The organism is Streptomyces sp. NPDC044003, assembly GCF_056435185.1.
In genome coordinates this window covers 571865-585752 of record NZ_JBWKFA010000003.1, presented here as the reverse complement: position 1 = coordinate 585752, position 13888 = coordinate 571865, and the positions used below count along the sequence as shown (strand labels likewise).

Genomic DNA, 13888 nt, shown 5'->3' with positions numbered 1-13888 from the left:
CAGGCGCGGACCAGGCACGGACCAGCGACGCATGTCTCACAGGGCAAGCCGCGCGGGCCCGTGGCGCTCAGGTAGCGCTGAGCGTGACCACGTCTCCTGACGGGCCGCCCGCGCGGACGTCGATACGGACCCCGGTGTCCGGGTCGGTGAAGGTCTGGCCCGGCGTGTACGCCGCAAGGTCGAGTGGGGTGCAGCCGGCCGGAGGAGTCGCTGACGGATTGCCGTTCGTGATCCGGACCGGGCCCTCTCCGGTCAGGGTCGCGGAGTCGACCTTGTAGATCAGGACCCCGCTCGAACAGGCGGAGGCGTCGTTGCGCTCGGGGCTGCGGGACTCGGCCACGTAAGCGGTGGTCTCGCCGGTGCGCAGGACGGCGATCTTGGTGCCGCCGGGGCGTTCCACCGGGGTCAGGCGTACGGTGCGGCGTCCTGGTCCGGCGAGGCAGGCGACCTGGTGGTCGCGGATCCAGCCCAGTTTCCACGAGTGCCAGCCGAGGAACTGCGGGGCCGCGCCCGCGATGTCGCCCATGACGTCCCAGCCGCCGACGTACTGGTGGGTGGGGCCGGTGAAGGAGTAGAGGTCGGGCAGGCCGAAGGTGTGGCCGGTCTCGTGGGCGACGACCTTGTGTCCCCAGCGCCACATGTCCTGGCCGAAGGTCACGGCCCACTTGAGGCGGGTGCCGTCGGCGGTCACTCCCGGCGAGGTGGGGTCGTACAGGTAGGTCGGGGAGAACGGGATCGCTGCCGCGGTCCGGGTCGGGACGACGTAGACCATGTCGTAGCGGGAGAAGTCCGCGTACGGGTCGGCGGCGGCGATCGCGTCGCGCACGTACTTCTCGTGGGCCTCGAAACTGAGGCCGCGTGCGAATCCGTACGTGGTCGAGTCCGCGGGCATACGGATCCACTGGTGCAGCGCGTCCATCGAGAGGTGGAGGCGGCCGTGGCTGGCCCTCCGCATCCAGTCGGCGGCGGGGGCGAGGTGGGCGGCGTACGGCTCGGTGGCGTCGGTGGCCGGCGCGTCGGGAAAGTCGACGAACAGGGTGAGGACACGCCGGGTTCCGGTGGCCGGCTGGAACTGGACACGGTCGGTTTCGTGCCCCTCGTCGGTCCAGCCGGTCCGGCCGGGCAGCGCGCAGTCGGCGGCTAGGCCGGCCGTGGTGGACGAGGGAGTCGTGGGAGCGGGCGGGGCGGACGGGGCGGACGGGGCGGCGTTGGCCGCGGGAGCGAGGGCGAGGCACGAGGCGAGGGCGATGACGGCGGCGAGGGGGCGCGGTCGGGGGCTCAGGGCGGGCATGTCTCTCCTGTCGGAGCCGAGGAAGGGGGAAAAGGGTGCGGGGGCGGGTCAGGCGCGGTCGGCGGCGAGGTCCATCAGGTGGGCCGGCATTCGACCGCCGGAGGCGGAGATGCCGTCGTGTTCCCCCTCGTCGGTGCCGCAGAGGCGGGTGGTGCCGACCTCGCGTGCCGTACGCAGCGAGAGGCCCACGTACATGTCGTCGTGGTAGGCGAGGGCGGCGAGCGGGGTCTCGCCCGTACTGCGTCTCCTGGAGGACGGCGAAGAGCGGGTTGTCGGTGAAGCCCGTCAGGGTCAGGGCCTGGTGGAGGAAGGTGTCGGTGGGTGTGCCGTCCGGGTCCAGGGCTTCGTCGAGGAGCCAGTGCAGGCGCTCGCACCCGTCGCCCCTTCCGAGCACGAGACCGAGCGTGCCGTCGGACACCCGGCGGTCCGGGGAATCCGTGAAGGTGTGCTCGACGGTCGCGTAGGCGGGGGTTCACTGGTCCCTTTCGCGGTGCACGGGTGACCGAGGTTGTGAGGTGTGACATTGCACAGTGTGCGCTGCGGCGCCCGGGAAGAGGAGCCCTCGGCCGCCCATAACTCCGCGCTATGCCGCGGCCGGCCGCTCACCCCTGTGGCGCGTGGGTGGGAAGCGGGTGGGTGTGCCCCGCGACCGACCGGTTCTCCCGGGGCACACGTCTCACCGATGGGCTACCACTTGGTGACCCGGACGGTCTCCCCGTACCCGTCGGCTCCGAGGACCTCGATACGGACACGGGCGGTCGGGTCGGTGAACGACTCACCGGCCCAGAAGGGGGCGTCGTCCAGGGGCCGGCAGCCGGTTGCGGGAACGGCGTTCGGCTTCGCGTCGAGGACCCGGACCGGCCCCTGGCCGGTAGGGACGGAGGTGTCCACCTGGTAGACCAGCGCACCGGTCGAGCAGGCGCCGCTGTCCGCCTGGACCGCCCGCCTCGACTCCACCACGTAGGCGGTACGGGGACCGGTGGGGATCACCACCATCTTGGTGCCGCTGCCGTACTCGACCGCGGTGAGGTACACGGTGTCGCTGCCCGCCGAGGCGCGGCACACGACCTGGCTGTCCGCGGTCCAGCCGAGTTTCCAGGAGTGCCAGGCGAGGTACTGCGATCCGGGTCCGCCGATGAGCCCCATGACGTCCCAGCCGGCGACGAAACGATGCGGGTCGGTACCCGTGAAGCCGTACAGGTCGGGCAGTCCGAAGACGTGGCCGGTCTCGTGGGCCACCAGCTTGGGTCCCCAGTGCCACATGTCCTGACCGAAGGTCACGGCCCACTTGAGCAGGGTGCCGTCGGCACGGACGCCCGCCGTCCCGGGCTGGTGCACGTAGGTGGGCGTGAAGGAGATCGCCGAGGCGTTACGCGTCGCGACGACGTACACCATCTCGTACTGCGAGAAGTCGACCTGTGGGTCGGCCGCGGCGACCGCGTCCTTGACGTACGCCTCATGGGCCTCGTGGCTCAGTCCGCGTGCGAAGCCGTAGTCCGTGGAGTTGCGCGGCATCCGCACCCACTGTCGGTGCTGGGTGATGGAGAGCCAGACCCTGCCGTGGGAAGCGTTCCAGAGCCAGTCGGCCCCCGGCGTGAGCTGCGCGGCATCGTCGGCGGGGGCTTCGACGGCGGGCGCGTCGGGGAAGTCGACGAAGATCATGCCGACCCTGACCGTTCCCTCGGGGCGCTTGAAGACGGACCAGTCCGTGCCGTGCCCCTCGTCCGTCCAGCCGGTGGTACCGCCCAGAGCGCAGGCGGATACGGGGTCCGTGGCCGCGCGGGCCGGCGGCACGGCCCCGGCCAGGAGCAGCAGCAGCGCCGCGAGGAGGGGCGCCCAGTGCACGACACGCGGGGAACGGAGGGAAGGGTGCGCTCTCACGCGATCACGACCTCTCGATGGATTGACGTGTGACATTTCACATATCCTGTGGTGACGCAAGGGTGTCCGGAAGCTGTCGTCGGTCCATAACATCCGCGCCATGGATCTGGAGGTGCGTCATCTACGCGTGCTGTGCACGATCGCCGAGGCGGGTAGCCTCACCCGCGCCGCCGCCTCGCTCGGGACGACCCAGCCGGGACTCAGCACCCAACTGCGCCGTATCGAGGCCATGCTGGGCGGAGTGCTGTTCACCCGGGGACAAGCAGGGGTCGTCGCCACCCCGTTCGGGGAGCTGGTGCTCGACCGGGCCCGCGCCGTCCTCCCCGGCATCGACGGCCTGATGACCGACACCGCCCGGATGGTCCGCCGGATGTCCGCCTGCGACCACGTCCGGGTCGGCTCGGTCGGTGCGCCCCTTCTCGGCCAACTCGTACGAGCCGTCAAGACCGTCCTGCCGGACGCGCAGGTGTCGACACGCTGCCAGCACTCCCCCGTCACGCTGCTCGACGAGCTGGCGGCGGACCGGCTGGAGGCGGCGGTGCTCGGTGATCACCCCGACCAGCCACTGCCGCACCGCGACGGAGTGGTGCTCCAACCCGTGGCCACCGAACCGGTGTTCGCTCTGCTGCCCTCCTGTCATCCGCTGGCCCGGCGGGAGGAGGTCCCGCTGGCCGCCCTCGTGGACGAGGACTGGGCGGTACCCCGGCCGGACGGCGACCGGACCCGCGAGTACTGGTTGTCCGTGTGCGCGGCTGCCGAGCGCCGTCCGTACACCCCGTACGAGGCGGAGGGACGCCCGTTGATCGAGCTGGTCCGCGCGGGTCTGGCGGTCAGCCTCTGCCAGGCCACCTTCGTCGAGGCCCCTGGCACCGCCGTACGGCCCCTGGCCGGAAACCCTCTGTGGTACCGCCACGTGCTCGCCTGGCACCGCGACGGACCCCTCGCGCGTCATGGCGAGGACATTCTGCGCCGGGTCGCGGCCGGCTACCGGGACATCCGCGCCGCCGCCCCCGCGTACGCTCGCTGGCATGCCCGACATCCGCACACGACCGGCCCGACGGTGACCTGAGCCATCGGCCGGCCATGGCGACGACCGGCGGGCCGACGCCGCTCGCGGGCACGCGTTCGTCCCGCCACGATCCGACCGTGGCCGCCGGCGCTCTCCGAGCGGAGCTCCAGGGCCGGCAGACCGCACTCGCTCGGACCGTGCGGTCAACTCACTGCGTGCGACTTCCTACGCGAGGGGCGTGTCCGTCGCAGGCCACTGCCGGCGGTCGGGAATCAGCCTGCGCAGGATCCACAGTCCGGCGCGCAGCTTCCAGTCGCCGGGGGAGCGGATTTCGGAGATGAGCGCGGCGGTGCTCCTGCTGATCGATCGTGACGCTTCCTCGGTCGCGTCCGGGTCCAGGAGTCTGTCGCAGTTGAACCAGGCCAAGCCTCGCGAGACCCGGATCCCGCAATTGGTCAACAGTTCGTCACTACGGGTGAACAGCCTGTCCAATGAGCTGAGCCCGCGGTTGTACCTGGCCGAAAGGTCGTCCTGGACACCGTCGATACAGGACGCCAGCACCTCGTTCATGCGATGGAAGTCCGCGATGTGGCTGCGGGCGTCCATGGACGTGGACGCCGCCATGCGCCGCAGCGCCTCCGGGAGGTCGTACGACATGTGAGCCATCATCGAGAAGATCACGTCTTCCAGCATGTAGGAGCGCCGGACACTGGAAGCGGCGAAGACATCTCGCCATGGTTGAGGGATGGAGTCCGGCAGATCTTTGGGCTGAACTTCGTCCGCGGAGCGACCGGGTCGTCCTGCCAGCCATGCGTCGATGCTGTCCATCGCGCTGAAGTAGTCCGATGCGAGCGTCTCACTCAACTCGGCGACCCACGGCGGGTCGTGGAAGACGGGGGTGCCGGTTTCCAAGCCTTTGGCAAGCGTCGTCGTGAGGCGGTAGTAGGTGTAGGCGAACGCGGCCCGGCGATCGCGTGTGGTGTCGTACTGCCTGACCCGGTCGGCAAGCAATGCGGCGACCCGGGTGACCCTTGCGGCAGGGAGCATGAGTTCGGCGGTCATCGGGAGTGTGTTCCTGCCGCCCGCTAGGCCGGCGCGCTGATTCGGCGGGTGTCCTCGGTCGCCGTCGCCGGTGATTGGGTGCGTTCGTTCGGTGTCGAGGCATACCCTCGGACTCCATTGTCGCGATGCGTAGCGTAACATCACACTCCGTACACATGCGCTGTTCGCCGCGCGGTGGGGCGGATCTCGGCGCGCCTGGACGAGTCACCGCGGACCTGGCGCATCGAGCTGGGCCGGCTCGACGAGCACCTCCCCGGTGGAGCGCGGCACCGAGACGCCGCGGGCCCGGTTCCGCCGAACCACGCCCCGCCCCCGAAGAAGCCCGGGTCTTCCAAGGGCGCGAATAGAGGCGCCTGACCTGGGCCTCCGCTCAGCCGTGGGTGTGGCACGGACGGTCCCGTCCGGGTGTCGGTGGCGGTGTGGTGGCCGATTCCGGCTCTATGCGGTCCGCGCGCAGGAGTGGTTCGCTGGTCGTCGTGCCGGAACTCTTCGCGTCCGCTCTCGCCGTCCTCGGAACGCTGTTGGGTGCCGCCGTGGCGCACCGCTACCAGGAGAAGGCCACCGTCCGGTCGGCAGCCCGCGCCGAGCGCGAGCGAAGCCAGCAGCTCCTCCTCGACGCGTGTGCCGACTTCCTCGCTCTCGCGGAGGACTACCGGCAGGCGCAGTACGACCGCTGGACGAGCCACCATTCGGGAACCGAATCGGAGGCAGCCCTCGTAGCCCGGGCCGAGTCACACCGCCTCTACGCCGAGGTCCGCAGTCGTGTGTTCCGGCTGCGCCTCGTCGCCCATGGGTCATGCTCCCGCCCCCTCGTCGAACAGGCCGCCGAGATACAGGTGATGACACGGGAGATCTTCTTCGCCACGGACAGGGCCGACATGCTGACCAGGGGCGAGGCGGCGGAGCAGGCGTGCGAGGCCTTCGCCGTCCGCGCCGGGGAGCTCCTGGCCGCGGAGGCGTGAAGGAACCCCGACCACCCCGACCATGACCTCGGGCTCACCCCGCCCCTGGACGGACATCGTTCCGCCGCCGCACCGTGGCGGCGGCGGAACGGATCGAACGGCCCCGTCAGTGGAGTCTCCCTGCAGCCGACGGGGAATCGGCGTCAGCGGGCGGGCAGGTCAGGCGCCCGCCGCCACGTCCGTCAGCCAGGCGTTCCAGTCGTTCTCGTAGTCCAGCGAGGTGAGGAAGGAACGAGCGGCGGCCCAGTTTCCGGTGCGGTAGTAGCCGAGGACGGTGGCGACGTCCGCCGGGTGGTTCTCGGTCATGTAGCGGGCGGCGAGGTAGCCCCAGTTGTAGGTGCGGTTGACGTCGCTGTTGGCGTACGTGGTGTCGAACAGCGTGCGCAGGGAGTACGTGTGGCTACCGGCCTCGGCCAGCGCCTTCGAGTAGGTGACACCGCGGTAGGAGTAGGAGATGTACTCCGCGATGCCCTCGCCCCACCACACGGTCGGGGTGGTCTGGCTGGCGTCGAAGTCGCCGTACAGGTCGAATCGGCCGTCGAGGTAGTGGGTGTACTCGTGGTTGAGGTTCCAGATCTGCCAGCCGGGGCTCACGTCGGTGCGCTCGTAGCATATGAACCGCGGCTGGTTGCCCGCCTTGGCGGGGTCTCCCTCCAGGTACATGCCGCCGTTGTTGGTGTCGATGCCGTAGATCCTTCCCGCGTAGGCCTTGTAGTCGGCGCTGGAGTTGAAGACATCGACCTCGAGGGTGGTGTTGTAGTCGTTCGCGACCGGACCCGAGTCCCCCACCACACTGTGGAAGTAGGCGTCTTGAGCGGACAGGCTCGCGCAGGTGGCCGTCAGCTGGGCTGCGGTGATCTCCTGGGCGCGTATCCGCAGCGAGGGGCTGCAGTTGTAGACGACCGGCAGGATGCGTGACTCGAGTCTGCCGCCGGTGGTCCCGGTCGCGTTGAGGGTGTCCTTGGCCTTGCCGTGGGCCGGGCGCTGCCCGGGGTCCGAAGAGACGTGGGGCGGCTGGGGATCGACCTGGGCGGCCTGGGCGGCGGGAGCGGCCGCGACAGCGGCGAGGAGCAGAGCGGTGGCGATGGCCATGGCGCGCAAGATGCACTCCTGAGAGGGGGAATGGGGTTCCGTCAGCAACGGACTGCGCAGTAAAATGGCACATGTCACATGGCTTTTCAATGGTGTTCACAAGAACGTCCGTCGGGCTCCGGGCCGGCGTCGCCGGTTCGGAGGAAGTGAACTCCTGGGATTCCGGCGGCGAGCCGCGCTCGACGGGCGGTTGGCGCTCCGCTGCCGGCCGGGGCGGCGGCGGTGGTGGAAAAGCCGCAGCCACCGCTGTGCCGGGGACCCGTGTCGCCCTCCCGTTGCGCCGACCCTCGACCCTCGTACCCGAGGAAGGCCTCCTCCCTCATCGGCGAACGCGGTGAACGCGGTGACCGCGGTGCACACGGCGAACGAGGCGAAGACGTCGGCAGGGTCGCCGGACGGGCAACCGCCCGCAAGATCTTGCGGGTTGCCCCGGACGTGCTCTCGCCCAATGCTGGTCGCACACCGCCGCCCGAACCGCCTCCGTACCTGCCGGTCCTGACGTCCGGCGCGCGAGACCGTTGCCGGGACCCACTACCCCCCTGTGAGGAGATCCCGTGCTCGAAGGCTTCGGCGAGGCGCTCGCGGACCGGGAGTACTACCTGCCGCTGCCCAGCGTGGCCGACCCCGGGCCGCGCTTCGCCCCTGGCGAGGTGCCGCCGGGCCTGCACGGCTCCGCCCAGGGCATCTGGACGGTCTGGGGCAGTCCGCGGACCGGGCTCGCCGAGCAGGGCTGGAAGATCCATGTGTCGGCGCGGCTTGACCGGGCGCAGCACGTGCTCGACACGGTCGCCGGGATCTGCTTCTCGGAAGGCGTGCCGTTCAAGCACCTGAGCGCCCGGCTCTTCTTCCTGTTCCTCCATCACAAGCACGCCGTGCGGGCCCAGGCGGGCAAGTTCTGCGCCGTCTACCCACCGGACACGGCGACCGCCCGCCGACTCCTTGAGCGCTTACGCGACGCGCTCGACGGGGAGGAGGGGCCGTACGTCCTCACCGACCGGCGCTTTCGCGACTCGCGGACGGTCCACTACCGCTACGGCTCCTTCGACGGCGCCCGCAGCCGGCTCCGGGCCGACGGCACCCGGGAGGGGACGATCCGCGACGGCTCCGGCCGCGAGGTCGTGGACTCGCGGCTGCCCGCCTTCCACTTGCCCGCGGGGATCACGGACCCCTTCGTCGAGCAGGAGGAGCAGCCGCACGCGGGCCCGATCCTGATCCGCGACTACGAGGTGACCCGCGCGGTGCGCCTGAGCAACGCCGGCGGCGCCTACCAGGCCCGCGACCGGCGCACCGGCCGCACCGTCTTCCTCAAGGAGGCCCGCGCCCACAACGGCCTGGTCTTCGACGGGACCGACGCGCAGCAGCGGCTGCGGCACGAGTACGACGTGCTGCGCGCACTGCACGCGGCCGCCCCGGGGGTGGGCCCGGAGCCGCTGGACCACTTCACGGAGTGGGAGCACGACTTCCTCGTCACCGAGTACGTCGCGGGACAGCCGCTCGTGGGCTGGCTGAGCCGGTCCTCCCCGCTGGCCCGCGCCGACCGCACGGCCGAGTCCGTCGCCGCGTACTACGAGGCGTGCCGGCGGCTGCTGGCCGCGCTGGACGCCTCGCTCGAGCGGCTGCACGCCGCCGGCTACCGGTTCGGTGACCTCAGCCTGGGCAACGTCCTGGTCACGCCGTCGGGCGGGGTCCGTCTTGTGGACTTCGAGGCGGCCTCGGCGCTGTCCGAGGCCCCGTCCCGGATAGGCACCCCGGGGTTCACGCCGCCGCCCGGCCTGCGCCGGGCCGACACCGATCCGCTGCTGCAGGACCGGTACGGCACGTCGGCCGTCGCGCTCGCCTTCCTGGCGCCGTTCAACGAGATCGCCGAGCACGCGCCCGCCAACCTCGCACTGCTGCGCCGCGATCTGGCGGACGTGGCTCCGCCGCAGGACCTGTGGCAGCGGGCGACCGCCTTCCATCTGACGGAGGACCGGGCGCAGGACCAGAACGGTCTCCACCGCCCGCCCTCCCCCGTCGAGCTGGACACCGATCCGCGCGGCTGCCTCACCCGGCTGGCCGAGGAGGTGGCCGCGGGGCTGCTTGAGATGGCTGACGCCGACAGGCCGGAGTGGGCCTTCCCGCCCTCGCCCGAGGCGTTCCGTACCAACAACGTGTGCCTGGCCTACGGCACGGCCGGGGTGGTGCACGCCCTGCACCGCGCCGGGTTCCCGGTGCCGGAGGAGATCCGCGAACGGCTGCGCCACGACACGCTGGCGCTGCGCGACGCACTGCCCCCCGGACTGCTCGTCGGCTCGGCCGGCATCGCCCCGGTGCTGGCCGGCCTCGGCCGGCTGGACGAGGGCGTCGACCTGCTCACGGACGCCGACGGCCACCCGCTCACCGCCTCCTGCGGCACGCTGGCCGGCGGGCGGGCCGGGGTCGGTCTCGGCTGGCTCGCCCTGCACCGGCTGACCGGGGAGAGCAGCCACCTGGATCGGGCCGCCGCGGCGGGGGAAGCCCTGCTGCGGACCCCTGATCTGCCGGCCGCCCTCGGCGAGTACGACGCCCGTGGCCTGCTGCACGGCCGCTCGGGGCTCGCCCTCTTCCTCCACCGCCTGGCCGGCGACACCGGCGAGGCCCGCTTCCTGGAGGCGGGCCGCCTGCTGCTCCACCAGGAGCTGGACCGGACCTTCCCGCTGGACGACGGCGCCCTGTCCCTCTCCGACAACGCGCGGCTCACCCGTGCCATGCCGTACCTGGCCACGGGCGCGGCCGGTCTGGCGGCGGTACTCACCCGTTATGTGGCCACCGCGCCGGACGAGCGTTGCGCCGCGGCACTGCCGGGGCTGGTCGCCGGCATCCGGGTCTCCTGCGCCACGAAGGAGGCGGGCCTGTACCGGGGGCTGGCCGGACTGACCTGGTTCCTGACCGAGCACGCCGAGCTCACCGGCACGGACGCCGCCCGCGGGGACGCCGTGCGCGCCGCGACCGGCCTGCTGAAGTACGCCGCCCCGTACCGGCGCGGCGTCCGCTTCCTCGGAGCCGGTTCGCAGCGGTTCACCGCCGACCTGTCCAGCGGCGGGGCCGGTGTCCTGCTGGCCCTGCACCGCCTGCTGGCCGGCCCGCTCCTGACGGGCCCCCACCATGCGCACCCCCGGCTACCGGCAGCGGCCTGACGTCACCGGACGGGCCTCCCATGAACCCCTCGACACGGCAGCGAACACCTCCGTGCCGAGGTGTGCAGTGACCAACCGATACGCCCCCGACAGGAAGAGGAGATCATCCATGAGCCAGATCCTCGCGCTCCAGACCCTGGAGACCGAGCAGGAGGCCGACGCCTTCCTCCCCCCTTGCTTCAGCGCCGCCTGGAGCATCACCGACATCTTCCCTGAGCCGATGTAGCAAGCCGGCAACCGCGAGGGCCGGAACCGGTGGTCCTGCCACCGGTTCCGGCTCGCGCGGTCGGCGAGGACGGACCCTGCCACTCGGCGGGTGCCGGTGCGGTCAGCGCGCTGCGCTGAAGGCCTCGGTCAGCTTGCCGACCGCGCCGGCGGGGTCGCCGGTGAGCAGCAGATGGTCGGCGTCCGCGAAGGGCTTCGCCGATCGCTCGGTGATGTTCTGGCCGATGCGGTCCTGGACGATCAGCCGGGCCCGGCCCACGAGTTGACGGGCCGCGGCGGACTTTCCCTGGCCGGCCTTCTGGAGGGCGCGGGCGGCGAGGCCGATCGCGCGCAGGGCCGGTTCGCCGCCCTTCGGGGTGCCGCGGAGTGTGGTCAGGCCCCAGCCGTACGGGAACTGCGGGTCGTAGCGCGTGTCGCCCACGTTCAGCGGCACCTGGCTCTCCGACTTCGGCCAGCTCACCGGCAGTTGCCCGGTGAAGGGCCTGCGGCCGTAGAGAACGTCGGCCACGCCGTCGCCCTCCGTGCCGGGCAGCCAGGACGCGACCAGGGCGTCGATCGCGGGCAGCCGGTCGCCGATGAGCTGTGGGCGGCCGGAGACGACGAGGACCGCACAGGGCATCGCGGCGCAGACCCGGTCGACGGCCGCCTTGTCCGCCGCGCTCAGTTCCAGGTCGTGGCCGTTGCCGACGTCGCCCATGCCCTCGGCGTACGGCGTCTCGCCGACCACGACCACGCCGACGTCGTGACCCTCGGTGGGCGCGGAGGCGTCCTTGGAGTAGGTGAGCGTGGTCCCGGGGTCGGTGGACTTCCGCATGGCCTCCAGGATGGTGGTGCCGGTCGTCGTCCGGCCGGAGGCGCCCTGCCAGGTGACGGTCCAGCCGCCGGCCTGGTTGCCGAGGTCGTCCGCGTTGGAGCCGGCCACGTACACGTTCTGGGTCGGCTTGAGCGGCAGCACGCCACCCGTGTTCTTCAGGAGCACCTGGGAGGCGGAGGCAGCCTCACGCGCCACCGCGCGGTGCTCGGCCGAGCCGACGGAGGCCAGGTGCGTGGTGTCCGCGTACGGCTTCTCGAAGAGGCCCAGGCGGAACTTCTGGGTGAGGATCCGGGCGACGGCGTCGTCGATCCGGGCGAGGGGGATGCGGCCCGCCTCCACCTCGGCGACCAGGGTCCTGGTGAACTCCTGGTAGTTCGTCGGCACCATGATCATGTCCAGGCCGGCGTTGACCGAGGTCCGCACGTCGCTCGGGTAGTCGCCGGGGATCTGGTCGATGGCCTGCCAGTCGCTGATGACGAAGCCTTCGAAGCCCATCCGGTCCTTGAGCACGCCGTTGATCATCTCGGCGTCGGCGTGCATCTTCACGGGGCCCTGGTCGTCGCCGAGAACGTCGAGCGAGGAGTACGAGGGCATGACGGTGCCCACGCCGTGCTTCACGGCCTCGGCGAAGGGCGCGAGGTGCACGGCCTCCAGCTCCTCGCGGGTGACCCGGGTGACGCCCTGGTCGATCGTGTACGAGCCGGTGGTGGACGAGCCGAAGGCCGTACCGCCGTCGCCGACGAAGTGCTTGGCGGTGGTCAGCACCTTGTCGTTCCGGTCGAGGTCCCGGCCGTCCCGCGCGCCCTGCATCCCGTCGATGACGGTCTCCATGGCGGTGATGAGCGCCGGGTCCTCGCCGAAGGACTCGTAGGAGCGGCCCCAGCGTTCGTCGCGGGTCACGCACAGGCAGGGGGCGAAGTCCCAGGGCACGCCGGTGGCCCGGACCTCCTTCGCCGTCACGGCGCCGGTGCGGGCGGCGAGGGCGGCGTCGCGTCCGGCGCCGATGCCGATGTTGTGCGGCATGATCGTCGAGCCGATGACGTTGTTGTGCCCGTGCACGGCGTCCACGCCGTAGATGAGCGGGATCTGCCAGCGGGTGGCCTGGGCGCGCAGCTGGTACGCGTCGACCATCCGGGCCCAGGCCTCGGGGGTGTTGGGGGTCGGGACCGAGCCGCCGCCGGAGAGCAGCGAGCCGAGGCCGTAGCCCGCGATGTCGCCGGGCGAGCGCAGGGCGTTGCGCTCGGCCTGGGTCATCTGGCCGGCCTTCTCCTGGAGCGTCATGCGGCTGAGGAGATCCGCGACCCGCTTCTTCACCGGCAGACGCTTGTCGAGGTAGGGCAGTCCGTGCGCGTCGATGACGACGACCGGTGTCTCGGCGGGTGCCTTGGCGCCGTCGACGGTCAGCTTCACCGGAATCGTCTCGGCCTCCTCACCGTCCCCGTCCTTCAGGGTGGTCACGGTGATCGAGCGGGTCGTCCCGGAGGGCGTCCCGGCGGGGAAGACGAGGGTGCCGCCGGCCGGCGTGTAGTCCGTGCCGGGTTGCGCGGGCCCGGTGGCGTCCGTGGTGTACGCGACGGTGACCGGCTCGCCGGTCGGCTGGGAGCCGGTGGTGGCGACCGAGACGTCGATCCGGGCGGTGCCGCCCTCGTCGACCGGGTGCACCACCGCGCCCGTGACGACCCGGGTGTTCAGGGCCGGGTCGGCCTTCCCGTACAGCTCGACCCCGTCGAGGGCGAAGCGGCCGGGTGCGCCGGTCGGCAGCGTGAGCGCGTATCCCCACATGCGGTCGAGGCCGAGGACCTGGTCGATGCCGCCGACGGGCTGGTAGTCGGCGCGGTAGTGGAACTCGGAGAACGGGATCTCGACGAGGTGCCAGCCCTCCCAGTCGTCGGTGAAGGAGGTCGTCCACAGTTCGGACGCCTCGCCGTTCGCCCCGCCGTCCTTGATCTCGAAGTTGATCCGCCTGCCGGAGCCGGGCGGCAGGGGCGCGGTGTTCTGGCCGTACCACCAGAAGCGGATGCCCTTGTGCGCGGTCCAGTCCTGGGCGGGCTTGTCGAAGGCGAAGTCGTGGGTGAATCCGCCCCAGCCGCTGATGTCGTAGCGGCCTTCGAGGACGTGTCCGCCCTCGGGGGCGTCGGCGCGCTCGGCGAGGGTGAGTGCGGGGTGGTCGTCGGTGTCGCTGCCCCAGGTGAACAGGCCCTCGGCGGGCGGTCCGGCGAAGGGGACCTCGCCCTCGAAGCGGTCGACGGCCCGGGGGGCCGGGTCGGCGTCGGCGCCGGGGGCTGCGGCGCTGGGCACAGCTCCGGCGAGCAGTCCGGCGAGGACGGCGGTGGCGGCGAGCGCGGCGGCGCTCGCCCTTCTTCGGTGGCGCGGGTGCGGCATGCGGGCTCCTCGGAA

Annotated in this window: 8 protein-coding genes and 1 pseudogene; 3 read left to right on the top strand and 6 right to left on the bottom strand. The window is 71.7% G+C overall.

Going from position 1 to position 13888, the window contains the following annotated elements:
- Window positions 1-67: 67 nt before the first annotated feature.
- The 3 genes from AC07AW_RS14615 to AC07AW_RS14605 form a co-directional block, all read right to left on the bottom strand.
- Window positions 68-1291, bottom strand: a complete 1224-nt coding sequence (locus AC07AW_RS14615; protein WP_478815791.1) for a M6 family metalloprotease domain-containing protein — start codon at window positions 1289-1291, stop codon at window positions 68-70.
- Window positions 1292-1339: 48 nt separating this feature from the next.
- On the bottom strand, window positions 1340-1486 hold the full coding sequence (locus tag AC07AW_RS14610) for a hypothetical protein (protein ID WP_478815790.1): 147 nt from the start codon (window positions 1484-1486) through the stop codon (window positions 1340-1342).
- A gap of 492 nt (window positions 1487-1978) precedes the next feature.
- Window positions 1979-3136, bottom strand: a complete 1158-nt coding sequence (locus AC07AW_RS14605) for a M6 family metalloprotease domain-containing protein (protein WP_478815789.1) — start codon at window positions 3134-3136, stop codon at window positions 1979-1981.
- A gap of 136 nt (window positions 3137-3272) precedes the next feature.
- On the opposite strand from AC07AW_RS14605, the gene AC07AW_RS14600 reads away from it, so the two are divergent.
- Complete coding sequence (locus AC07AW_RS14600; RefSeq protein ID WP_478815788.1) at window positions 3273-4241, top strand: LysR family transcriptional regulator; 969 nt, start codon at window positions 3273-3275, stop codon at window positions 4239-4241.
- A gap of 165 nt (window positions 4242-4406) precedes the next feature.
- On the opposite strand, the gene AC07AW_RS14595 is transcribed toward AC07AW_RS14600, so the two are convergent.
- Window positions 4407-5243 (bottom strand): DUF5995 family protein, encoded by an 837-nt coding sequence (locus AC07AW_RS14595; protein ID WP_478815787.1) that lies wholly within the window; start codon window positions 5241-5243, stop codon window positions 4407-4409.
- Window positions 5244-5719: 476 nt separating this feature from the next.
- On the opposite strand from AC07AW_RS14595, the gene AC07AW_RS14590 reads away from it, so the two are divergent.
- Window positions 5720-6205 (top strand): hypothetical protein, encoded by a 486-nt coding sequence (locus AC07AW_RS14590; RefSeq protein ID WP_478815786.1) that lies wholly within the window; start codon window positions 5720-5722, stop codon window positions 6203-6205.
- Window positions 6206-6370: 165 nt separating this feature from the next.
- Here AC07AW_RS14590 and AC07AW_RS14585 read toward each other — a convergent pair.
- Window positions 6371-7180: pseudogene (locus AC07AW_RS14585) on the bottom strand (collagenase); the annotation flags it as partial.
- A 671-nt stretch (window positions 7181-7851) separates the two neighbouring features.
- Here AC07AW_RS14585 and lanKC point away from each other — a divergent pair.
- A complete protein-coding gene (gene lanKC, locus AC07AW_RS14580; RefSeq protein ID WP_478815785.1) occupies window positions 7852-10452 on the top strand; it encodes a class III lanthionine synthetase LanKC in 2601 nt (866 codons plus the stop codon).
- Window positions 10453-10780: 328 nt separating this feature from the next.
- Here the strand turns inward: lanKC and AC07AW_RS14575 are convergent, their stop codons facing one another.
- Entirely contained in the window at window positions 10781-13873 is a 3093-nt protein-coding gene (locus AC07AW_RS14575; protein ID WP_478815784.1) for a glycoside hydrolase family 3 protein, read from the bottom strand.
- Between the last annotated feature and the right edge of the window lie 15 nt (window positions 13874-13888).

Bases quoted from the DNA above. Each gene is read 5' to 3' on its own strand.
- AC07AW_RS14615 (WP_478815791.1), bottom strand. From the start codon at position 1,291: ATGCCCGCCCTGAGCCCCCGACCGCGCCCCCTCGCCGCCGTCATCGCC.
- AC07AW_RS14610 (WP_478815790.1), bottom strand. From the start codon at position 1,486: ATGTACGTGGGCCTCTCGCTGCGTACGGCACGCGAGGTCGGCACCACC.
- AC07AW_RS14600 (WP_478815788.1), top strand. From the start codon at position 3,273: ATGGATCTGGAGGTGCGTCATCTACGCGTGCTGTGCACGATCGCCGAG.
- AC07AW_RS14595 (WP_478815787.1), bottom strand. From the start codon at position 5,243: ATGACCGCCGAACTCATGCTCCCTGCCGCAAGGGTCACCCGGGTCGCC.
- AC07AW_RS14575 (WP_478815784.1), bottom strand. From the start codon at position 13,873: ATGCCGCACCCGCGCCACCGAAGAAGGGCGAGCGCCGCCGCGCTCGCC.